Raw genomic sequence first — 19,930 nt, 5'->3', positions numbered from 1 at the left:
TCAAGGTTTTTCGTTAGTTTGACCAGTTTCTGTCAGGAAAGGCAATGATGCACTGGGGCAGCGGCCAAGGTCGTCTGCGCCGTCACTCTGCGCCATGCGGCCGGATCCGTGCAGATCTGCCCGATCTCAACCGGCCGTCATATTGTCACCACCACCATACCCGTGCTGTTCCAGCAGCTCTCGCACGAGAACGGGGAATGCCTTGTCCTCTCGCTCCCCTTGATCATCAATCGCGTAAGATAGCTGAGCGGAGTTCTGACCTTCAGCGTGCAATCGACGTCATGTCCCGGGTGCGCTTCGAGGTGGTGGAGCCAAACTGTCAGGTTCCCCTGCCCCTCTGCCTTCGGAAGTTCATCCCCACGCATGTCGCAACTACCTCAGGGGAGTCCTCGTTTCTCCCGGAACAGTTCTGCGGCTGGCACCCCGAGCGCGTCGGCGATCCTGAGGATGGTCTTGAGGCCCGGATTGCGTTCTCCGCGTTCAATGCCTCCGATGTACGTTCGGTCAAGCTCCACGGTCAGCGCAAAGCCTTCTTGCGAGTGGCCCTGCGCCTTGCGCAGCTCCCGTACCCGCCTCCCGAAGTCCTCGACCGTAAACTTGCGCTCCATGCCCATGTAGCACAATAAAAGGGGTTTAATCGTCCACGGACTAATCGTATCATTCTGGCGACCGTCAGTTTTCTTTGAACCTTTAGCGATCTTCCAACACTTCGATGATCAAAGCGCACAGCACGTTCGATGAGCCGATCATGGTTCAACTTTTGTCAGATCTGGCTCCACTGCCGGCTGGGAGTGGCAGATGTAGCGCTGTTGCTCTGGTCCATGACCACGAACAAATGACGGCCAGTCGGGCCGAACACCCGGTTATCCATCCTCCATCCGCCGAGATCGGACCCGACCCAGTCCAGCATTCTAAACGTCCAGGAGCCCGCCATGCCCCACCAATGTCCGCATTGCATGACCGAGATTCACGCCGAAGCCTCCACCTGCCCCGCCTGCGGGGCGATCCGCGGTGTGTGGGGCCGCTCGGTCGAAAGCTGGCGCCAGGCATCGACCTTCATGCTCGGCGTGGCCGCATTCTTCGTCTTGGCCGGCATAGTCTTTGGTACCTGGGTTGCATCGGTCGATGACCAAACGACGGCATTCGACGGCCTGATCGCCTTCCTCTTCCTGTCGCCCTTCATGCTGTTCGCCGGCGGCGTCGGCCTGTTCCTGCGCTACGTGATCCCCCGCATGCAGGAGGGCTGGTATCGATGAAGGCCGCGAAGCGGAAACCGATCGCCGGCCCGAAGCGCACCTCGATCTGCCTCAGCGCCGAAGCGCACAAGTCCCTGCGGATCGAGGCGCTGCGGCGCGACATCACCATGAGCCAGTTGATCGCACAGGCGCTGGCCGATGCCGGCATCGACATTCCCCCGGAGGATCTGGAATCATGAAGCACCTGTTCACCGCCGCCCTGATCGCCCTCGCCAGCCCGGCCATCGCCGCCGGCTGGTTTTTCGAGGCCTCCGTCGAGGGCGGCGCCGAATACTGGACCTTCACCAACGAGACCGGCGAGGTCAGCCCGCGCCGGGTGCGCGGCAACGAGATCTGGATCACCCGCACCGACCAGATGAACGACCTCGACGCCAACGGCACCTGCGACTTCAACAACTGCCGCGTCAGCGTGACGCTGGACGGCCGCAATGCCGAGGCGGGCGAACGGGTCAGCATCCGGTTCTCGAATGGCGAGAAGCTGGATTTCGTGGCAGACGGTGGCGACATCCTGCTGAGCAATTTCGACACGGCCGGCATGGGCGCGACCAACCTCTTCGTCCACAATGTGCGGCAGGCGGAATGGGTCGAGATCGGCTTCGGCGGCAAGCGCCACCGCTTCAGCCTCGCCGGATCGGCGGCGGCGCTGGACGCGATCCGGCCATGGATGACAGGAGGCGAGCGGTGACCTCCCACGGGACCATGCACGCAACCAACGGATATCGGCGTAACGGGCCTGACTACCTGAACAGCCCGGACATGGTTGCGTTCACCATCGGTCGGGTCGTGATGGCAAAGATGACGGCCGGCCGCCCCCTCAGCTGGAATACGCTGCGGGCGCGGCTGATACATATCGCTGAGGGAGATACCGCCGATCTGCCGGCGGGCGTGAATGCGGAGATGGCATTGGCGGCCCTGCGATATCTTCCCGCGCTGCCCGAGGTTTCCCGGTTCAAGGGCTGAGGGCAGGAACCTCACGCCCTGAACTGGGTTCCCGCCCAGGAAATGGGCGAGGCACGGGCCACCGCCTCAGCCTCGTCGGATCAGCGGCCAATGACAGGAGACAAATAATGCCCCCGCAACCGTTCAAAGGCGAACTGCCCGCATCGATCTTCCAGCCGGATGAGGTCAAGGCACGCAACTGGTGGGCCGCGCTGACCGAGCCGGAGCAGGAAGAGCGCATCTACGACCTCACCCAGGTGCTGGAATTCTACGGCATCGACCTGCCCGACAGCGATGAGCGCTGGATGATGGCCTGCTGGGAAAACGAATTCGCCTGACCCCGTCCCTACGGCCCGCCGTGATGCGAGCGGGCCGGGGTCAGGCTGCGCGCAAACCACATTCCGACCGCCCCCACGAGGCTGGGGCGGAATGGGGTTTGCGGCCGCCCATCGGGCGGCACCCTTCAAGCTGCCGCCGGTCAAGATATCCCACGTTTCCAAGCCGGCTTGACTGTGCTTGCGCTATTGTTGGTCGTCATGCACAAGCCCGAAGACATGCAGCGTGCCTTCCGGCAGCTAGGCTCATTGAAGTAACCCCCGCAGAAATGGGAACATCACCCCGATCAACCTTGCAAATCAGGAATAAATATCCATAATTGCAAGGATGTTGATCGAGCGCCGTATCACCGCAACCGTGAAGTCCCTGCTGGACGACAGCCCTGCCGTTGCCCTGCTGGGGCCGCGCCAGGTCGGCAAGACCACTTTGGCGCAGGAGCTGGGGGAAGAGCGGCCGTCGCTCTATCTCGACCTCGAATCCAGCGCCGACCGGGCCAGGCTCTCGGACCCGGAACTCTACCTTTCGGCGCATGAGGACAAGCTGGTCATCCTCGATGAGGTCCAGCGCGTGCCGGACCTGTTCCAGAACCTGCGCGGCCTGATCGACCGGGGCCGGCGCAAGGGGCTGCGGGCGGGGCGGTTCCTGCTGCTCGGCTCGGCTTCCATAGACCTGCTGCGGCAATCCGGCGAGACGCTGGCGGGCCGGATCGCCTATGCCGAACTCGCCCCCCTCGATGCGCTGGAGGTTCCCGCTGCCGATCTGGACCGGCTCTGGCTGCGCGGCGGCTTTCCCGACAGCTTCCTCGCCCGCGACGATCAGGTCAGCCTGCGCTGGCGGCGCGACTTCATCCGCACCTATCTGGAGCGCGACATTCCCGCGCTCGGCCCCCGCATCGCGGCCGAGACGCTGCGCCGCTTCTGGACCATGCTGGCGCATCGGCAATCCGGCCTGTCGAACGCCGCCGAGTTGGCCCGCGCGCTCGGGGTCGATGCCAAGACCGTCGCTTCCTATCTCGACCTGCTGGTCGATCTGATGCTGGTGCGCCGCCTGGAGCCCTGGCACGCGAATATCGGCAAGCGGCTGGTCAAGTCGCCCCGCATCTATGTGCGCGACACCGGCATCCTGCACGCCCTTCTGGGGCTGACGACGCTGGACGACGTTCTCGGCCACCCCATCGCGGGCGCCAGTTGGGAAGGTCTGATCATCGAGACCGCCCATGCCCTGATGCCAGAAGGGACGCAGGCCCAGTTCTACCGCAGCGGTGCGGGCGCCGAGGTTGATCTGGTGCTGACCCTGCCGGGCGGCGCGGTCTGGGCCGTCGAGGTCAAGCGCAACCTGGCGCCCAAGGTCGAGCGCGGCTTTCACTCGGCCTGCGAAGACCTGCAACCGGCGCGGCGGATCGTGGTCTATCCGGGGGATGAGGCTTTCCCGCTGCCGAACGGCATCGAGGTCATGCCGCTGCACCAGTTCGGGCAGGATCTGCTGGCGCTTCATCCGTAATTGGTTGCGGCCGCCCATCGGGCGACATCAGGGGGAATCTATCTTCTTCATGGGCGGAGAAAGCTGGGTACCGGGGCGCAGCGCCTGGTCCGACATTTTGCGGGTGGTGCTTTGCACCGGGCCCCGCAAAATAATAGTCGGTCACTAATATTTGGCGAAATCGCAAAAAAGTAGCCCACTCTGGGCTATGCGTTGGACGAGAATGCTGCCCGCATCCGCCTCGGGTCAGATGCCCCCGGACAGGTCGTCCAGAAAGGCCTGTTCATCAGGCATACGGCGAAAGCCGGCGGCCCGGACACGCGCCTGAAGGGCTGCAACTGGTCCGCCGGAGTCGATCAGAGACAGCAGGTCGTAGAACCGGCGTTCTCTCGGCCCCATCGCACGCAGATCGGCGGCCATCGCCCGTGCATAGAGCCCGTGGCAGGCACGGGCATCGAGACTTGTCGCCTCGGTCCTGCCGACCGCGAGCCGCGCCAGGACCGGATAATCGCTGAGCAGATAAGTCATCTCCAGGCTCTCCATGCTCACAAGCGTATATGCCAATATTGCAATCCGCTCATCGGCACATGGCCCGTCACAGATGCCGTGCGCGACCTCGGCCCCGAGGCCACCTGTCCCCATTCGCATTCCGTATAATTGCAGATCTCCTCCAGATCGACCGTTGCCGCGACGGTGAAGGCCAGCGCCTTCATGCGTTGCGACCGGCCATCTTGCGGGCAATGAACCGGTCGAGGTCGAAGCCTTCCGCCCGGCCGGAGTCCTCTCCGGCGATCAGGGCGTCCTGAAGGGCCTTTACCTTGGCCTCGTGCTCCTCCAGAAGCCGCAGCCCCGCCCGCACCACGTCGCTGGCCGAGCCATAACGGCCGCCCTTCACCTGCGCGTCGATGAAGCTGACGAAGTGATCGCCGAGCGAAACCGATGTGTTGCGGGACATGCGGGCCTCCTGCGCGTCTATACCGGATATCACCAAGAAATCGTATCAGCCGAAATTGCCGGCTCTCCGCCGCCGGATGGGCATATTGGCATAAGCGCATGCTGTCATATGCTCCGTTGCGATGAAGCGTCTGGCCGAAGATCGTGCGGGTTGGCCAGCGCTTGCACCGCCCGCGCCTGATCCAGCCGCGCCCTCGCCTTGCCGGTGAAGGACTGCCATGCCGGGGAGGCTTCGATGACCCCGGCCAGGGTCGAGGCCGTGTAAGTCGTGCCGAATGCCTGCTTCGCCCCATGGGCCACATAGGCCACGGTTTCCGGCCATTTCAGCCAGCGCGGGCTGGTATCGGCGAGGCGATTGACCCAGCCCGCGACCCCGCGCAGGAAACCGGAGAGCCCTTCGAGCAACCCCGGTCCTACCGGTGGCTGGCGCAGCGCTTCCAATCCGTCGCTGAGCACCGGCGCCAGCGCGAGGGACATCTCGCGGTTGCGATCCGCGTCGTGGTTCGTCCAGCTGCCCATCTGTCCGGGGGTCTCCAGCCACCCCAGCAGCACCGGGTCGGGATCGACCTGCCGGATCGCGGCGATCAGCCCACCGGCAGCGATGGCATGCACCGTCTCGGCCTCCTGAAGCCGGCTGGCGACCGTGTCATGCATGACCAGGTCGCGGCGGCGCTCTTCCTCGTCGGCAAGGCGACGGGCTTCTGCGGCACGTTCCACGGCAATCTCTGCGTCCTTCTGCGCCTTCAGCCGCTCCTGTTCGGCCTTCCACGCTGCCCGGTCCAGACGGCGGCGGCGCGGCCCCGTCCGGGCTTGGCCATGCTTCGCGCCGACCTCGGCATGATAGCGGTCCTGCCAGCCACGCATCGCCTGCTTGTAGCTGCGCGATGGCGAGCCGGACCAGCCGTGATCCTTGTGCTGGTCCTGCTCGCGATGCCCCTCATGACAGCGCTTGGCGTCCATGCGCATATTACCATCTGCACATATGGGCACCGCCAGCACATGCACATGCGGGTGGGCTTCATCGAGATGCTCGACGATGCTCAGCACCTCGGCCCCGTTGCGCGCTGCATCGTCCTTGGCGAAGGCGATCACGTCCCTGCGCCAGCGCAGGTAATCGGCCTCGTTCATGTCCTCGACCGGATCGGGAAAGCTGAACACGCTGCCAATCATCACATGCGTGTCCGAACGGATGCCCCGCAGCGCCTCCTTCCGCTCCGGCTGCTCCTTGCGCAGCCGACGCAGCAACTTGTTCTGTTCGGCAATGCGCTGCTCGATCAGCGCGACCACCTCCGAGGGCCGGATGCCTTCGAGGATAGTGGGCGGCTGCGGATTCCCGACATGCGGGCAGGCCCCGTCCAGCCGTTCGGCCTCATCTGCAATGTCGCTGACCGACCGGCTCTTGCTGTTACCCTTGCGCGAATAGGTCTGCTTGTGCGCAAAGATGGATTTCCCAAAGCGGTCAGACATGGCCAGTCTCCCGGCTGAAGGCCGTCAGCTCACCCAGCAGCGCATTGACCACGGCACCCTGTCGCCCCTCTTTCCGCACCATGCCGACAAAGGCCGCGGCGGCATCCCTGACCCGGAAATCATCATGGCGGCAGGCATTCCGATCCGCGATCAGCAGGCAGAGCGCCGTCCGGGCCTCGCCAAGAGCGTCACAGCTCTGCCGCCATTCCCGCGTGGAGATGCCGATGTTCATCGCAAGGTCACGCGCCGCCATCGCGAAACATCGCTCATCCGGGGCATGACCCGAGCCACAACCGGCAGCATAGAACGCCAAGTATTCCCTGAACCGCTCCGATGCCAGCAGCCAGACCTGCGCCGACGTGGTGCGGATCGGCGGTCGTGCTGCCCTGTTCTCAGCCCTACAGATTTTATCGATCTGTTCAGGATTGGTATTGGGTAGGGTGGAAATGTCGCACTGGTGGGACATTTCACCCCCACCGGCGTCGGCCGAAAAATCGGCCAGCACCGCCTCCAGCGCCGCCGCGACCTGCTTGAGCCGCTGAAAACTCTGGACCGTGGAAGGCCGGTGGTTCGGCAGGACGGCATCGGCAGCAAGCTCTGCCTCATCACAGCCAAGCCCACGGATGCGCTCGAACAGCTTGTTGATCTGCTTGCGCAGCGCCTTGGCCTCGACCTGCTCCTGCATAGCCCGCTGCGCCAGCGCCTGAATCTCCCGTGCGCGCTCGATCAGCGGCGCCAGATTGATGCCGAATTCGTGCCGGATCACGCCGTGAAGCCGATGACCGCTGCGGCGGCTGCGATTGGTGCTGGATTTGTGGATCAGCCTCCGCTCGATCAGTTCGGCTTCGATCCGGGTGATCTGCCGGCGCTCCATGCTCAGCGAGGCCGCGATTTCCGTGACCGAAGCCCAGAAGGCGCAGATTCGGCCCTTGGCAAAGTCGCCATCCGTGGTGAGCCCGATGGCATGGCGCAGGTAGCCCACGGCGCCCTTGCTAAGCCCGAGCGGCCGGCGCGCGGTTTCGACCAGGCGCAACAACTGCCAGCGGGTCAGATCGGCCGGCAAACCGGCATGCGTGAGGTGCTGCATCATGTCCGCACCTCCGCTTTTCTGCACGCAAGACCTCTTACGGCAGTTGATTCGAAGGAAGCGCTAATAGTATAATAGTCAAGAAGGCTGGACGCTTTCGAATGAGCTTTGACCCCGGTTTCGGTTGCCGCCGAGCCGGGGTTTCCTTTTCTCTCCCTGAGAACGTGTCCCTTTTCGACACATAACCCATTGTTCTCCAAACACCCGAAAACGCCGCGCGTGTCCCAGAAGAGCCCCTGATTTCTATAGGTTTTCTGACAATCCGCAGGTTCCCCTACGGGCTGCCACTTCTTCCAGATCACGATCGCATCAACGGGCTTTCCCCGCCATGGTTTCACCTCTCGGTGGCTACGCCCGGAGTTTAGCGTTTTACCTGCAGCTGATTACGATTGTCCCCTTGCAGCGGCCGGCAAGCTGTCCTAAACGCCTCGCATCCGCGGCCAAAGCGCCGGCAGGAATGGCCCGTTCGTCTATCGGTTAGGACGTCAGGTTTTCAACCTGAAAAGAGGGGTTCGACTCCCCTACGGGCTGCCATTCCCCCCATGATCCCCCGAAGCGGCGCCGCAGCGCCGTCAGACCTCATGCACCCGGCGCATCAGCAGCGCGGCCAGCCCCGAACAGACCAGCGTCGCCAGCACGATGGGCCGTGCCGTCCCGTCGAAAAGCAGGCCGACCGGCGCCGCGATCAGCACCGCGCCGAAGGTCGAGACCGCCCCGATCACCGACGCCGCCATCCCGGCCACATGCCCCATGCGCTGCAGCGCCATGGCATACAGGTTGCCGAAGGTCACCCCGGCCATGAAGAACACGCTGACCGCCCAGAAGAAGAAGGCCGGGAAGCGCAACGCCTCGGGCAGCAGGTCGCCCAGGACCAGCACCGTCATCACGCCCGAAACCACCACCTGCATGCGATAGGCCATCACCACGATCCGCCGCATCCCCAGCCGGACGACATAGCGCGCGTTCAGCACCGTGCCGCTGCCCGACAGCAGCGCCATGGCCGCGAACCACAGCGGAAAGTCCTGGCCCTTGCCATAGGTGTCGACGAAAAGCTGCTGGGCCGAGCTGAGCAGCGCGAACATCTGCCCGAAGCCCAGCGTCATCACCAGCGTCACCAGCTGCACCTGACGGTTGCCCAGCACCTCGGCGGCAGAGGCCGCCAGATTGCGCAGGCTCAGCCGCTGCCGCCTCTCGGGCGGCAATGTCTCGGGCCGGCGCAGGTGCATCCACAGGCTGCCGACCAGCGCCAGCACCACGAAGGAGCCGAACACGCCGCGCCAGCCGACGAAATGGATCACCACCGCGCCGATCGACGGCGCCACCGCCGGCACCAGGATGAAGATCATCATCACGAAGCTGGTGATCCGCGCCATGTCGCGCCCCTGGTACAGGTCGCGCACCATGGCCAGCGCCACGATCCGCGGCGCCGCCGCCCCCAGCCCCTGCACGAACCGCGCGGCAAGAAGATGTTCCAGCGTATCGGCAAAGATCGCCGCCACCGCCGCCGCGGCGTAAAGCGCGAAACCGGCGACGATCACCGACTTGCGGCCCAGCGAATCCGACACCGGCCCCGCCACCAGCAGCCCCAGCCCCATGCCGCCGACAAAGGCGGTCAGCACCAGCTGGGCGCGGTTCACGTCCTCGGAGGTCAGGGCGGCCGCGATCTCGGGCAGCGCCGGCAGCATCGAGTCTATCGAGAAGGCAATGACGGCGAAAATCAGCGCCAGCATTGCGATGAATTCCGGCAGGGGTTGCCTGCGGACCTGTCGGGCAATGGGATCGGTCATGATGAATTCCAGCTGTTCGCCGCCCCGGGCCTAACCCCGCATGGCTGGCGGTTCAAGGCCCGGCCGGTTGCGCATGCCGGCGGCTGGGCTATATCTGGCGCATGGGCGCATCGCTGAATCTCATGAAACTCTGTGTCGGCTGCGACGATCCGGCCGAGCTTGCCGCCTGGCAGCAGAACCGCTTCCAGGGCGGCCCGGCCCGGCATGTCACCCGCATGTGGCCCAAGCGCGAGGCCGAGCTGCTGGACGGCGGCTCGATCTACTGGGTGTTCAAGGGGGTGATGCAAGCCCGCCAGCGCATCCTGGACCTGCAGGAGGTGACCGGCGAAGACGGCATCCGCCGCTGCGCCCTGATCCTCGAGCCGGCGCTGGTGCGGGTGGCGGCGGTGCCGCGCCGTCCCTTCCAGGGATGGCGCTACCTGCCGGCCGCGGACGCGCCGCCCGACCTGCCGGCGGGACGCGGGGCCGAACCGAACCTGCCGCCCGAGATCGCCCGCGCCTTGGCCGAGATGGGCCTGCGCTGACCGACCGCAACCGGATCGGGATCGCCAAGAGCAAGGAGAGGCTGGAGCGGGTAGCGGGAATCGAACCCGCGCTAAGAGCTTGGGAAGCTCCTGTGATACCATTTCACCATACCCGCGCAGGCGACCGGATAGCATTGCCGCCGCCCGGTTCGCAAGAGCAATCTGCCGCTTTCCGGTTTCCCGATACCCAGGAAACCGCGCCGGGTCAGCCGCCGGGTCAGCCCAGGGCGCGCGCCCGGTCGCGCAGCAGGAATTTCTGGATCTTGCCGGTCGAGGTCTTGGGCAATTCGCCGAACACCACCGTCTTGGGCACCTTGTAGCGCGCCATGTTGAGCCGGCAGAAGGCGATGACCTCCTCCTCGTTCAGCGCCCGCCCCGGCTTCAGCGCCACGAAGGCGCAGGGGGTTTCGCCCCATGTCTCGTCCGGGCGCGCGACCACGGCGGCCTCCATCACGTCGGGATGCTTGTAGAGCACGTCCTCGACCTCGATCGAGGAGATGTTCTCGCCGCCCGAGATGATGATGTCCTTGGAGCGGTCCTTGAGCTCGATATAGCCGTCCGGGTGCATGACCCCCAGATCACCCGAGGCGAACCAGCCGCCGCGGAAGCTCCGCTCGGTGGCCGAGGGGTTTTTCAGATAGCCCTTCATGACGATATTGCCGCGCATGAAGATCTCGCCCATGGTCCGGCCGTCGGCCGGGACCGGCTCCAGCGTCGCGGGATCGGCGACCATCAGCCCGCCCAGCGCCGGGTTGCGCACCCCCTGGCGCGATTTCAGCCGCGCCCGCTGCTCGGCCTCCAGCGCGTCCCAGTCGCCCTTCCAGGCGCAGACCACCGAGGGGCCATAGGTCTCGGTCAGGCCATAGACATGGGTGATCTCGATGCCCATCGCCTCGACGGCGGCGATGACGGATGCGGGCGGCGGCGCGCCGGCGACCATGGCCTTGACCGGATGGTCGAAATCCTTCAATTCGTCCGGCGCATTGGCCAGCATGTTCATCACGATGGGCGCGCCGCAGAAATGCGTCACCCTCTCGTCGCGGATCAGGCGGTAGATCGGCTCGGCCCGGACGGCGCGCAGGCAGACGCAGACGCCGGCATTGGCGGCGATGGTCCAGGGAAAGCACCAGCCGTTGCAATGGAACATCGGCAAGGTCCAGAGATAGCGGGCGTGATGCGGCATCCCCCATGAGGTGATGTTGGCCAGCGCGTTCAGCGCCGCGCCGCGGTGGTGATAGACCACGCCCTTGGGATCGCCGGTGGTGCCGGAGGTGTAGTTCAGCGAGATGGCGTTCCATTCGCTGTCCGGCAGGTGCCAGTCGAAATCCGGATCGCCCTCGGCCAGCAACTCGTCATAGGTCAGCCGCCCGGCCCGGCCGCCGCCCGGGAAGCTGGGGTCGAGGATGTCCACCACCAGGATCTCGCGGCCGCGGGCGATCTTGACGGCGCGGTCGGCCAGTTCCGCGAATTCGGGATCGACCAGCAGCACGCGGGCCTCGCCATGCATCAGGATGAAGGCCACCGCCTCGGCATCGAGCCGGGTGTTGATGGCGTTGAGCACCGCCCCGGTCATCGGCACGCTGAAATGGCTCTCGAACATCTCGGGAATGTTGGCGGCCAGGATCGCCACGGTGTCGCCCTGGCCGATGCCGCGCCGCGACAGTGCCCCGGCGATGCGGCGGCAGCGCGCGTAGGTCTCGGCCCAGTTGCGGCGCACCCCCTCGTGCACCACGGCCAACGCCTCGGGATAGACCTGCGCCGTGCGCTCGATGAAGCGCAGCGGCGACAACTGCTCGAAATTGGCCGCGCAGGCGTCGAGGCCCTGGCTATAGATGTCGTAACTCGGCACGATGCTCGCTCCCCCCGTTGCCTCCGGCGCGTGACGCGCCCTCGCGCCGGAGCCTAGCCCAGCCGCGCGGCGGATTGCCATGGGGATCGCGCGGGATGGGCGCATGCGCCGCAGCGGATCGCGGCCAAGGCGATTGGGGATTGATCATCGTCATCTAAACTGTTCGTTATATTCCCGTCAGCAGACTGCCCGGAGCTAGAACGATGTCAGCGCTTGCGCGCCGCATGGCGATTTTCCTGATCCTGCCGCTTTCGGCGGGCCTTATCCCCGTCGCAGCCATGGCCCAGGACCCGTCGCAGATGCCGCCGCCGGCGGTCACGGTGGTGACGGTCCATGCCCGGGACGTGCCACTGACCACCACCCTGCCCGGCCGGGTGACCGCCTCGGCCGAGGCCGAGGTGCGCCCGCAGGTCAATGGCATCGTCACCGAGCGGCTGTTCGACGAGGGCAGCCATGTCAAGGTCGGCGACCCGCTGTTCCGCATCGACGCCACCACCTACCAGGCCGCCGTGGCCCAGGCCGAGGCCGCCGTGGCCCAGGCCCGCGCCCAGGCCGAGAACGCCCGGCGCGAGGCCGAGCGGGTCGGCGCGCTGCGCGATCGCCGCGTCGCCAGCGAAAGCACCACCGACAACGCCATCGCCGCGCGCGACGCCGCCGAGGCGGCGGTCAAGGTCGCCGAGGCGCAACTGCTGACCACGAAGATCGAACTGGAGCGCACCACCATCCGCGCCGAGCTGGACGGCGAGATCGGCCTGGCGCAGACCAGCCAGGGCGCGCTGGTCACCGCCAGCCAGCAGACGCCGCTGGCGGTGATCCGCAAGCTCGACCCCGTGCATGTCGACGTGACCCAATCGGCGGCCGAGGTCATCCGCTTCCGCCGGACCGTGGCGGCGCAGAACGAGGGCGCCGGACATGCCGAGCAGAAGGTGACGCTGCGACTGGCCGACGGCACCGAGTTCGACCAGGAGGGCACGCTGACCGCAGCCGAGCCCTATGTGAACGAGACCACCGGCGTGGTGACGCTGCGCCTGGCCTTCGCCAATCCCGACCGCATCCTGCTGCCCGGCATGTATGTGCAGGCGGTGGTGCAGCAGGCGACCGCCCGCAACGTGGTGCTGGCACCGCAGGAGGGCGTGACCCGCGACCGCCGCGGCCAGCCCATCGCCCTGGTGGTCAATGCCGAAAACGTGGTCGAGCAGCGCCAGCTGACCGTGCTGCAGGATATGGGCAACCAGTGGATCGTCAGCGAGGGGCTGGCGGATGGCGACCGCATCGTGGTCGAGGGGCTGCAGAAGATCGGTGCCGGCATGACCGTCGCCCCCGAGGAACGCAAGGCGCCCGCGCCCGAGGACGCGCAGGCGGCCGGGGGCGAACAACCCGCCGCCGGGGCCGAGGCCGAGGTGGCGCCGGATGGCGATCGGGGCGCGGCAGAAGCCAAGGCCCGGACCGAGGCCGAACCGCCCGCCGAAGCCGGCGAAGCCGAAACACCCGAAACCGCACCCGGCCAGACCGCACCCGCCGAAACCGCAGCACCGGCGAACTGATCCGGACACCGCGAGGGAACAGCACAGGAACCGCACATGGCCCGCTTCTTCATCGACCGTCCGGTTTTCGCCTGGGTGATCTCGATCCTGATCATGGGTCTGGGGCTCATGTCGATCTTCAGCCTGCCGGTGGCGCAATATCCGCAGATCGCGCCGCCCACGGTCACCATCCGCGCGACCTATCCCGGCGCTTCGGCCGACACGGTGGCCAATACCGTCACCCAGGTCATCGAACAGCAAATGACCGGCCTTGACGGGCTGCGCTATTTCTCGTCCAGCTCGACCTCGGCCGGAACCTCGACCACGGACCTGACCTTCGAAACCGGCACCGATCCCGACATCGCCCAGGTGCAGGTGCAGAACAAGCTGGCGCAGGCCACCGCGCTTCTGCCCGAGCCGGTACAGCGCCAGGGCATCACCGTCGAGAAATCCGCCTCGGGCTTCCTGATGGTGATAGGCCTGACTTCGACCGACGACCGCTACGAGCAGGTGGACCTGGCCGACTACCTGATCTCGAACATCGTCAACGACCTTTCGCGGGTCGAGGGCGTGGGCTCGGTCCAGGTCTTCGGCGCGCAATACGCCATGCGGATCTGGCTCGATCCCTCGAAACTGGCGGCCTATGAGCTGACGCCCTCGGACGTGGTGGCGGCGGTCTCCTCGGAAAATGCGCAGATCTCGGCCGGGGCCTTCGGCAGCCGCCCGGCGCCGACGGGGCAGATGCTGAACGCCACCATCACCGCGCAGTCGCTGCTGTCCACCCCCGAGGATTTCGAGCAGATCGTGCTGCGCGCCGAGGCCGACGGCGGGCTGATCCTGCTCAAGGACGTGGCGCGGGTCGAGATCGGCGCCGAAGATTACATGACCGATGCCCGTTACAACGGCCAGCCGGCCTCGGGCCTGGCGATCAGCCTGGCCTCGGGCGCGAACGCGCTGGACACCGCGGACCGGGTCAAGGCGCGGATGGAGGAATTCGCCCGCTTCTTCCCCGAGGGCATGGAGTACGTCATCCCCTTCGACACCACGCCCTTCGTGCTGATCTCGATCGAGGAGGTGGTGAAGACCCTGGTCGAGGCCATCGTGCTGGTGTTCTTCGTCATGCTGCTGTTCCTGCAGAACTGGCGCGCGACACTGATCCCGACGCTGGCGGTGCCGGTGGTCATCCTGGGGACATTCGGCATTCTCGCCGCGCTAGGCTTCACCATCAACACCCTGACCATGCTGGCCATGGTGCTGGCCATCGGCCTGCTGGTCGACGACGCCATCGTCGTGGTCGAGAACGTCGAGCGCATCATGGAGGAGGAGGGGCTGGAGCCGCGCGAGGCCACGCGCAAATCCATGGGCCAGATCACCGGCGCGCTGATCGGCATCGCGCTGGTGCTGTCGGCGGTCTTCGTGCCGATGGCCTTCTTCGGCGGCTCGACCGGGGTGATCTACAAGCAGTTCGCCATCACCATCGCCAGCGCCATGGGCCTTTCCGTGGTGGTGGCGTTGACGCTGACCCCGGCGCTTTGCGCCACGCTCTTGCGCAACGAGCACGGCCACAAGACCCGGGGGATCTTCGGCCTGTTCAACCGCGGCTTCGACCGGACCATGCATGGTTACGGCTCCTGGGTGGGCTGGATCATCCGCCGGCCGCTGCGCATGATGCTGGTCTATCTGTGCATCGGCGCCGCCATGGTGCTGCTGTTCCTGCGCACCCCCACCGGCTTTCTGCCGGACGAGGACCAGGGCATCATGTTCGTGCTGGTCCAGGGCCCGACCGGCGCCACCACCGAGCGCACCCAGGCAGTCATCAACCAGGTCGGCGAGTATTTCCAGCAGAACGAGGGAGAGAACGTCGACAGCTTCTTCGGCGTCACCGGATTCAGCTTCGCCGGCTCGGGGCAGAACATGGGCATTGCCTTCCTGCGGCTGAAGGACTGGAAGGACCGTCCGCGGCCCGACCAGTCGGTGCAGGCCATCGCCGGGCGGGCCTTCCCGGCGCTGATGGGCATCCGCGACGCCATGGTGTTCCCGATCGTGCCGCCCTCGGTGATCGAGCTCGGCAACGTCTCGGGCTTCGACTTCTACCTGCAGGCCCGCGCCGGACAGACGCATGAGCAGCTTCTGGACGCGCGCAACCAGCTTCTGGGCATGGTCGGCCAGGACGGCCGCATCGCCCAGGCCCGGCCGAACGGCCTTGAGGACGCGGCGCAATACAACCTGGACATCGACTGGCGCAAGGCCGGCGCCATGGGGGTCTCGGCGACCGATGTCGGCAGCCTGCTCTCGGTCGCCTGGGCCGGGAACTACGTGAACGACTTCATCGACCGCGGCCGCATCAAGAAGGTCTATGTGCAGGGCGAGTCCACCTCGCGCGCCGTGCCGACCGATATCGACAAGTGGCGGGTCAGGAACAGCTCGGGCGGGCTGGTGCCCTTCTCGAACTTCGCCGAGGGCCGCTGGAGCTACGGGCCTCAGGGCATGTCCCGCTATAACGGCGTGCCGGCGATGCAGATCCAAGGCAACCCCGCGCCCGGCGTCTCGTCCGGCCAGGGCATGGATGCCATCGAGGAACTGGCGGGGCAGCTTCCGGCGGGCTTCGACGTGGCCTGGACCGGGCTGTCGCTCGAGGAGCAGCGGGCCGGCAACCAGACGACGCTGCTTTACGGCCTGTCGCTGGCGGTGGTGTTCCTGTGCCTGGCGGCGCTTTACGAAAGCTGGTCGATCCCCTTCGCGGTCATGCTGGCGATGCCCATCGGCGTGCTGGGCGCGCTGGTCGGGGCCTGGCTGGGCGGCTTCGACAATGGCGTGTTCTTCCAGGTCGGCCTGCTGACGGTGATCGGCCTGACCGGCAAGAACGCCATCCTGATCGTCGAATTCGCCCGCGAGCAGGCCGAGCAGGGCAAGCCGCTGTTCGAGGCGGTGACCGAGGCGGCGCGGCAGCGCTTCCGGCCGATCATGATGACCTCGGTCGCCTTCTCGCTCGGCGTGCTGCCGCTGGTGCTGTCGGCCGGGGCCGGCGCCAACGGCCGCAACACCATCGGCGCCACGGTGCTGGGCGGCACCGTCTCGGCCACGGTGCTGGGCGTGCTGTTCGTTCCGCTGTTCTTCGTGCTGGTGCGCCGGGCACTCGGCCGACCCGAACCCGCCGAACCGGCCGCGGCCAAGAGCTGAGCCGCAAGCCAGAAGGCCGTCAGGGCCGGGGCGCATCGCCGCTTCGGTCCCGGATCCTTGCGCCGCCCCCTCATCCACGCAGCCGGCTTGCCCGGCGCCCATCCCCGGCCTAGTCTTTCGCCCGAGGAGGCCGCGTTCGCGGCGGGGAGGGAGATGGACGCAACGGGCCATATCGCGACCGGGCGGCAGGCACCCGAGATGCGGGCGCGGCCGCATGGCGTGGCGCTGCGGCTGCTGGCGCTTGGCGGCTCGGCGCTGGCCTGGCTGGCGATGGTCGCCATCGTCGCCTCGGTCCTGGTGCTCAACGCCCGCGATTCGGTGCGGCACGAGACGCGGGCGGCCTTCCAGCTTGCCAATGCCTTCGCCACGCTGCGGTTGCCGACCTCTTTCGCGCGGCGCGACATGATGGCCGAGGCGGCCAGCATCGCCGCCGACATCGAAACACAGCGCCATGTCTCGGCCGAACTGCGCGACGCGGCCGGCCGGCCGGTGCCGCTGCGCCTGCCGCCGCAACCGCTGCCCGACAGCGCGCCGGGCTGGTTCACGGCGCTGATCCGGCCGGAACCGCTCAGCGACCTGATCCCGATCGCGCAATATCCCAATGTGCTGGGCGTGCTGGAGATCCGCGCCGATCCCCGGGACGAGATCGCCGAGGCCTGGACCGATTTCCGCCGCATCCTGCCGCTGCTGGCGGCGACCGCGCTGACGGCCATCGGCGTCACCATGGCGATCACCGGCCTGGTGCTGCGCCGGCTGGGGCTGCTGGGCGCGGCGCTGGAGCGGATGCGCACCGGCGATCTGGACCATCCCGCGCCGCAGACCGGGCTGACCGAGCTGGCGGCGCTCAGCGACGGGGTGAACGCGCTGGCTGCGCATCTGGCGGCCCAGCGCGCCGAGAACCGGCGCCTGCAGGCCCGGATGATGACGCTGGCCGAGGCCGAGCGCGCCCGCATCGCCAGCGACCTGCACGACGGCATCGGGCCGCAGCTTTTCGCCTTGCAGGCTGCCGTGGGCCAGGCCGAGGACCGGGCGCGGAGCCAGACCGACCCGGCACTGTCTGCCGCCCTCGCCGCCGTCTCGCGCCATGCCGAGGCGATCCGGCAAAGCGCCCGCGCCGCCATCGACGACCTGCGCCTGACCCCCACCGAGGATGCGGACCTGGCCGAGATGCTGCAGGAACTGCTGATCGAATTTTCCGATATCGCCCCGCAGGTCGGGATCACGCTCGACGCCGCCCCCGGCCTGGCCGAGCCGGACGAGGCGGGGCAGATCGCGCTTTACCGTTTCGTCCGCGAAAGCGTGCTCAACGCCCTCCGCCATGCCGCGCCGCAAACCATCCGCGTCGGGCTGACGCAGCGCGAGGGCGCGCTGGTCGCCTCGGTCAGCGACGACGGCAGCGGGCCCATGCCAGCAGGACGCCGCGGGCTGGGCCAGTCCGGCATGCGCGACCGGGCCAGCGCGCTTGGCGGCCGATACCTGCCGCCGCGCCGCGAGGGGCCATGGACCCTGACCGAATTCCACCTGCCCCGCCCGCCAGACCAAGGACCAGCCCGATGACCGCAACCGCCACCTCCGTTCCCGCCACCGCGCTGCGCGTGCTGATCGTCGACGACCATCCGGTGGTGGCCGAGGGTTGGGAGTGGATCACCCGCGGCCGGCTGGATTGCCAGGTCGTCGCCGCGGCCACGCCCTCGCAGGGCTGGCGGGCCTGGCGGCGCGAGGCGCCGGACGTGATCGTCGTGGACCTGACCATGGGCGAGGCGCGGCATGCCGGCCTGCGGCTGATCGAACGGCTGCGCGCGGCCGGCGCCATGCTGCCGATCCTGGTCTTCACCATGCATCGCAGCCCCATCGTTGCGCGCCGGGCGCTGCAGGCAGGCTGAAACGGCATCATCATGAAGGATTCGCCCTCGGCCGAGATCTGCGAGGCACTGCGGCAGGTCGCCGCGGGCGGCGATTACGTGCCGGCCGATCTGGCGCGCAAGATCGCGCTGATGGAACGACCGGGGGCAGCGCCGGCCCGCCCGCGCCTGACCCCGCGCGAGACCGACATCCTGCGCTCGATCGCCGAAGGACTGTCCTATCGCGAGATCGCCGAGCGCGCCGGCATCAGCTACAAGACCGTCTCCAACGTCAGCCAGACGCTCAAGGACAAGCTGGGCGCGCAAAGCCTTGGCGACCTGGTGGTCAAGGCGGTGCGCCATCTGGACGAAGAACGCGACGGGATCTGAGCCATGGCCCGCTCGCCCTCATCCCACCGCTCGCCCGCTGCACGGCCGCTGATCGGCACCCGCATCCGCGAGCGCCGGCTGTCGCTGGGCCGGCGCCAGACCGAGGTGGCGCGGCGGGCCGAGATCTCGGCCGCCTATCTGAACCTGATCGAGCACAACCGCCGGCCGGTCGGCGATGCGCTGCTGACCCGGCTGGCCGAGGCGCTGGAGATCGACGCGACCGAACTCGCCTCGGATCGCGAGGAAACGCTGGTCAGCGCCCTGCGCGAGGCGGCGGCGCGGGCCTCGGACCAGTCCGGTATCGCGGTCGAGCTGGACCAGATCGCGGAATTCGCCGCGCGGTTTCCCGGCTGGGCCTCGGTGCTGGCCGGGGCGACGCGGCGCGCCGACGCGCTGGAACGGCGGCTGGTCGCGCTGTCCGACCGCATGACCCGCGATCCCTATCTGGTGACGACGTTGCACGAGGTTCAATCGGCGGTGACGGCGCTGCGCTCGACCGCCTCGATCCTGGCCGAGACGCCCGAAATCGAGCCGGAATGGCGCGACCGTTTCCATGCCAACCTGGATAGCGACAGCCAGCGCCTGTCGCGCACCGCGCAATCGCTGGTGGCCTATCTGGACAGTTTCGAGGACGAGGCGGTGCCCATGTCGCCGCAGGAGGAGGTCGAGGCCTGGATCGCCGCCGGCCAGCCCGAGCCGGCCGAGGCCGACGAGCTGGCCTCGGACGCGGCCAAGGCCATGGCGCGCGAGGTGCTGGCGATGCAGGCCCGCGACCGGGCGGCGTTGCCCGATGCCGCGCTGTCCTCGGCGGTGGCCGAGGCGGGGGCGCGCGGCGACGACCCGGCGGAGATCGCGGCCCGGCTGGGCCGGCCGCTGGACCTGGTGCTGCGCCGGCTGGGCATGCTGCGCCCCGGCCCCTGGGCGCAGGCCGGGCTGATCGTCTGCGACGGTTCCGGCGCCACGTCGTTTCGCCACGCCGCGCCGGGCTTCGAGCTGCCGCGGCCCGGCGAGGGCTGCGCGCTCTGGCCGCTGTTCGAGGCGCTGGCCCAGCCGCAACTGCCGGTGGCGCGGCTGCTTGCAACCAGCGGCGGGCTGCGCTTCGCCTCCTGGGCGGTGGCCGAGCGGCTGCTGCCCATGGGCTTCGGCGGGCCGGCGCTGAGCCGGGCGCAGATGCTGATCCGCCCGGCCGGCCCGCAGGACAGCCGCCCGCCGCTGGGTGTCGGCCCCGCCTGCCGCATCTGCCCCCGCCCCGGCTGCGCCGCGCGCCATGAACCTTCGATCCTGGGGCCGGTCTGATTTTGACAACCGATCCGCCTGC

The 19,930-nt window shown here is 67.5% G+C and carries 21 protein-coding genes and 2 tRNA genes; 14 read left to right on the top strand and 9 right to left on the bottom strand.

The features are described 5' to 3' along the window. Positions 1-377: 377 nt before the first annotated feature. On the bottom strand, positions 378-608 hold the full coding sequence (locus NBE95_RS14965) for a helix-turn-helix transcriptional regulator (RefSeq protein ID WP_289895031.1): 231 nt from the start codon (positions 606-608) through the stop codon (positions 378-380). A gap of 348 nt (positions 609-956) precedes the next feature. On the opposite strand from NBE95_RS14965, the gene NBE95_RS14960 reads away from it, so the two are divergent. The 6 genes from NBE95_RS14960 (at position 957) to NBE95_RS14935 (ending at position 4,031) form a co-directional block, all read left to right on the top strand. Next, complete coding sequence (locus NBE95_RS14960) at positions 957-1,256, top strand: zinc ribbon domain-containing protein (RefSeq protein ID WP_232215667.1); 300 nt, start codon at positions 957-959, stop codon at positions 1,254-1,256. After that, positions 1,253-1,435, top strand: coding sequence for a hypothetical protein (locus NBE95_RS14955; RefSeq protein ID WP_289895030.1), 183 nt, complete (start codon positions 1,253-1,255; stop codon positions 1,433-1,435). The genes NBE95_RS14960 and NBE95_RS14955 overlap by 4 nt, the downstream gene beginning before the upstream one ends. After that, entirely contained in the window at positions 1,432-1,941 is a 510-nt protein-coding gene (locus NBE95_RS14950) for a hypothetical protein (protein WP_289895029.1), read from the top strand. Before NBE95_RS14955 ends, NBE95_RS14950 begins: the two co-directional genes overlap by 4 nt. 71 nt (positions 1,942-2,012) lie before the next feature. Next, on the top strand, positions 2,013-2,216 hold the full coding sequence (locus NBE95_RS14945; RefSeq protein WP_289895028.1) for a hypothetical protein: 204 nt from the start codon (positions 2,013-2,015) through the stop codon (positions 2,214-2,216). A gap of 107 nt (positions 2,217-2,323) precedes the next feature. Beyond that, positions 2,324-2,533 carry a hypothetical protein gene (locus NBE95_RS14940; protein ID WP_011748680.1) on the top strand — a complete coding sequence of 70 codons (210 nt, stop codon included), beginning with the start codon at positions 2,324-2,326 and terminating at the stop codon, positions 2,531-2,533. A gap of 325 nt (positions 2,534-2,858) precedes the next feature. Further along, on the top strand, positions 2,859-4,031 hold the full coding sequence (locus tag NBE95_RS14935; protein WP_289895027.1) for an ATP-binding protein: 1,173 nt from the start codon (positions 2,859-2,861) through the stop codon (positions 4,029-4,031). Positions 4,032-4,256: 225 nt separating this feature from the next. Here the strand turns inward: NBE95_RS14935 and NBE95_RS14930 are convergent, their stop codons facing one another. The 5 genes from NBE95_RS14930 to NBE95_RS14910 form a co-directional block, all read right to left on the bottom strand. Then, positions 4,257-4,553 carry a hypothetical protein gene (locus tag NBE95_RS14930; protein ID WP_289895026.1) on the bottom strand — a complete coding sequence of 99 codons (297 nt, stop codon included), beginning with the start codon at positions 4,551-4,553 and terminating at the stop codon, positions 4,257-4,259. Between the two features lie 2 nt (positions 4,554-4,555). Then, positions 4,556-4,723, bottom strand: a complete 168-nt coding sequence (locus tag NBE95_RS14925) for a hypothetical protein (protein ID WP_289895025.1) — start codon at positions 4,721-4,723, stop codon at positions 4,556-4,558. Further along, positions 4,720-4,965 carry a type II toxin-antitoxin system ParD family antitoxin gene (locus NBE95_RS14920; RefSeq protein ID WP_028712146.1) on the bottom strand — a complete coding sequence of 82 codons (246 nt, stop codon included), beginning with the start codon at positions 4,963-4,965 and terminating at the stop codon, positions 4,720-4,722. The genes NBE95_RS14925 and NBE95_RS14920 overlap by 4 nt, the downstream gene beginning before the upstream one ends. A 104-nt stretch (positions 4,966-5,069) precedes the next feature. Next, positions 5,070-6,431 (bottom strand): plasmid recombination protein, encoded by a 1,362-nt coding sequence (locus tag NBE95_RS14915; RefSeq protein ID WP_289895024.1) that lies wholly within the window; start codon positions 6,429-6,431, stop codon positions 5,070-5,072. Then, complete coding sequence (locus tag NBE95_RS14910; RefSeq protein WP_289895023.1) at positions 6,424-7,521, bottom strand: helix-turn-helix domain-containing protein; 1,098 nt, start codon at positions 7,519-7,521, stop codon at positions 6,424-6,426. The genes NBE95_RS14915 and NBE95_RS14910 overlap by 8 nt, the downstream gene beginning before the upstream one ends. A 456-nt stretch (positions 7,522-7,977) precedes the next feature. On the opposite strand from NBE95_RS14910, the gene NBE95_RS14905 reads away from it, so the two are divergent. Beyond that, positions 7,978-8,052 (top strand) — tRNA-Glu (locus NBE95_RS14905). A gap of 38 nt (positions 8,053-8,090) precedes the next feature. On the opposite strand, the gene NBE95_RS14900 is transcribed toward NBE95_RS14905, so the two are convergent. After that, positions 8,091-9,305 carry a multidrug effflux MFS transporter gene (locus NBE95_RS14900; protein ID WP_289895022.1) on the bottom strand — a complete coding sequence of 405 codons (1,215 nt, stop codon included), beginning with the start codon at positions 9,303-9,305 and terminating at the stop codon, positions 8,091-8,093. A gap of 101 nt (positions 9,306-9,406) precedes the next feature. Between NBE95_RS14900 and NBE95_RS14895 the strand changes: the two genes are divergently transcribed. Further along, positions 9,407-9,829: a DUF1489 domain-containing protein gene (locus tag NBE95_RS14895; RefSeq protein ID WP_289895021.1), complete on the top strand. Its 423-nt coding sequence runs from the start codon at positions 9,407-9,409 to the stop codon at positions 9,827-9,829. 42 nt (positions 9,830-9,871) lie between these two features. Here NBE95_RS14895 and NBE95_RS14890 read toward each other — a convergent pair. Both NBE95_RS14890 and NBE95_RS14885 read right to left on the bottom strand, forming a co-directional pair. Then, positions 9,872-9,945, bottom strand: a tRNA-Gly gene (locus tag NBE95_RS14890). Between the two features lie 101 nt (positions 9,946-10,046). Next, positions 10,047-11,678, bottom strand: a complete 1,632-nt coding sequence (locus NBE95_RS14885; RefSeq protein ID WP_289895020.1) for an acyl-CoA synthetase — start codon at positions 11,676-11,678, stop codon at positions 10,047-10,049. 203 nt (positions 11,679-11,881) lie between these two features. Between NBE95_RS14885 and NBE95_RS14880 the strand changes: the two genes are divergently transcribed. From NBE95_RS14880 to NBE95_RS14855, 6 genes are all read left to right on the top strand, one after another. Beyond that, the gene (locus tag NBE95_RS14880; RefSeq protein WP_289895019.1) at positions 11,882-13,222 is read left to right on the top strand and encodes an efflux RND transporter periplasmic adaptor subunit; all 1,341 of its coding nucleotides are present in this window, start codon (positions 11,882-11,884) and stop codon (positions 13,220-13,222) included. A 36-nt stretch (positions 13,223-13,258) separates the two neighbouring features. Continuing rightward, positions 13,259-16,381 carry an efflux RND transporter permease subunit gene (locus NBE95_RS14875; protein ID WP_289895018.1) on the top strand — a complete coding sequence of 1,041 codons (3,123 nt, stop codon included), beginning with the start codon at positions 13,259-13,261 and terminating at the stop codon, positions 16,379-16,381. A 153-nt stretch (positions 16,382-16,534) separates the two neighbouring features. Further along, positions 16,535-17,938, top strand: coding sequence for a LapD/MoxY N-terminal periplasmic domain-containing protein (locus NBE95_RS14870; protein WP_289895017.1), 1,404 nt, complete (start codon positions 16,535-16,537; stop codon positions 17,936-17,938). Next, a complete protein-coding gene (locus NBE95_RS14865) occupies positions 17,935-18,264 on the top strand; it encodes a response regulator transcription factor (protein WP_289895016.1) in 330 nt (109 codons plus the stop codon). The genes NBE95_RS14870 and NBE95_RS14865 overlap by 4 nt, the downstream gene beginning before the upstream one ends. A gap of 12 nt (positions 18,265-18,276) precedes the next feature. After that, positions 18,277-18,612, top strand: a complete 336-nt coding sequence (locus tag NBE95_RS14860; RefSeq protein ID WP_289895015.1) for a response regulator transcription factor — start codon at positions 18,277-18,279, stop codon at positions 18,610-18,612. A 3-nt stretch (positions 18,613-18,615) separates the two neighbouring features. Beyond that, a complete protein-coding gene (locus NBE95_RS14855; RefSeq protein WP_289895014.1) occupies positions 18,616-19,908 on the top strand; it encodes a helix-turn-helix transcriptional regulator in 1,293 nt (430 codons plus the stop codon). Positions 19,909-19,930 lie beyond the last annotated feature (22 nt).

This window comes from Paracoccus sp. TOH, assembly GCF_030388245.1.
GTDB classification, from domain to species: Bacteria; Pseudomonadota; Alphaproteobacteria; order Rhodobacterales; family Rhodobacteraceae; genus Paracoccus; species Paracoccus simplex.
The sequence above is the reverse complement of the archived record's forward strand: the minus strand, read 5'-3'. Positions and strand labels throughout refer to the sequence as shown.

Coding starts and splice junctions, on each gene's coding strand:
- NBE95_RS14965 (WP_289895031.1), bottom strand. CDS start 608: ATGGAGCGCAAGTTTACGGTCGAGGACTTCGGGAGGCGGGTACGGGAG.
- NBE95_RS14960 (WP_232215667.1), top strand. CDS start 957: ATGACCGAGATTCACGCCGAAGCCTCCACCTGCCCCGCCTGCGGGGCG.
- NBE95_RS14955 (WP_289895030.1), top strand. CDS start 1,253: ATGAAGGCCGCGAAGCGGAAACCGATCGCCGGCCCGAAGCGCACCTCG.
- NBE95_RS14950 (WP_289895029.1), top strand. CDS start 1,432: ATGAAGCACCTGTTCACCGCCGCCCTGATCGCCCTCGCCAGCCCGGCC.
- NBE95_RS14945 (WP_289895028.1), top strand. CDS start 2,013: ATGGTTGCGTTCACCATCGGTCGGGTCGTGATGGCAAAGATGACGGCC.
- NBE95_RS14940 (WP_011748680.1), top strand. CDS start 2,324: ATGCCCCCGCAACCGTTCAAAGGCGAACTGCCCGCATCGATCTTCCAG.
- NBE95_RS14935 (WP_289895027.1), top strand. CDS start 2,859: ATGTTGATCGAGCGCCGTATCACCGCAACCGTGAAGTCCCTGCTGGAC.
- NBE95_RS14930 (WP_289895026.1), bottom strand. CDS start 4,553: ATGGAGAGCCTGGAGATGACTTATCTGCTCAGCGATTATCCGGTCCTG.
- NBE95_RS14925 (WP_289895025.1), bottom strand. CDS start 4,723: ATGAAGGCGCTGGCCTTCACCGTCGCGGCAACGGTCGATCTGGAGGAG.
- NBE95_RS14920 (WP_028712146.1), bottom strand. CDS start 4,965: ATGTCCCGCAACACATCGGTTTCGCTCGGCGATCACTTCGTCAGCTTC.
- NBE95_RS14915 (WP_289895024.1), bottom strand. CDS start 6,431: ATGTCTGACCGCTTTGGGAAATCCATCTTTGCGCACAAGCAGACCTAT.
- NBE95_RS14910 (WP_289895023.1), bottom strand. CDS start 7,521: ATGATGCAGCACCTCACGCATGCCGGTTTGCCGGCCGATCTGACCCGC.
- NBE95_RS14900 (WP_289895022.1), bottom strand. CDS start 9,305: ATGACCGATCCCATTGCCCGACAGGTCCGCAGGCAACCCCTGCCGGAA.
- NBE95_RS14895 (WP_289895021.1), top strand. CDS start 9,407: ATGGGCGCATCGCTGAATCTCATGAAACTCTGTGTCGGCTGCGACGAT.
- NBE95_RS14880 (WP_289895019.1), top strand. CDS start 11,882: ATGTCAGCGCTTGCGCGCCGCATGGCGATTTTCCTGATCCTGCCGCTT.
- NBE95_RS14875 (WP_289895018.1), top strand. CDS start 13,259: ATGGCCCGCTTCTTCATCGACCGTCCGGTTTTCGCCTGGGTGATCTCG.
- NBE95_RS14870 (WP_289895017.1), top strand. CDS start 16,535: ATGGACGCAACGGGCCATATCGCGACCGGGCGGCAGGCACCCGAGATG.
- NBE95_RS14865 (WP_289895016.1), top strand. CDS start 17,935: ATGACCGCAACCGCCACCTCCGTTCCCGCCACCGCGCTGCGCGTGCTG.
- NBE95_RS14860 (WP_289895015.1), top strand. CDS start 18,277: ATGAAGGATTCGCCCTCGGCCGAGATCTGCGAGGCACTGCGGCAGGTC.
- NBE95_RS14855 (WP_289895014.1), top strand. CDS start 18,616: ATGGCCCGCTCGCCCTCATCCCACCGCTCGCCCGCTGCACGGCCGCTG.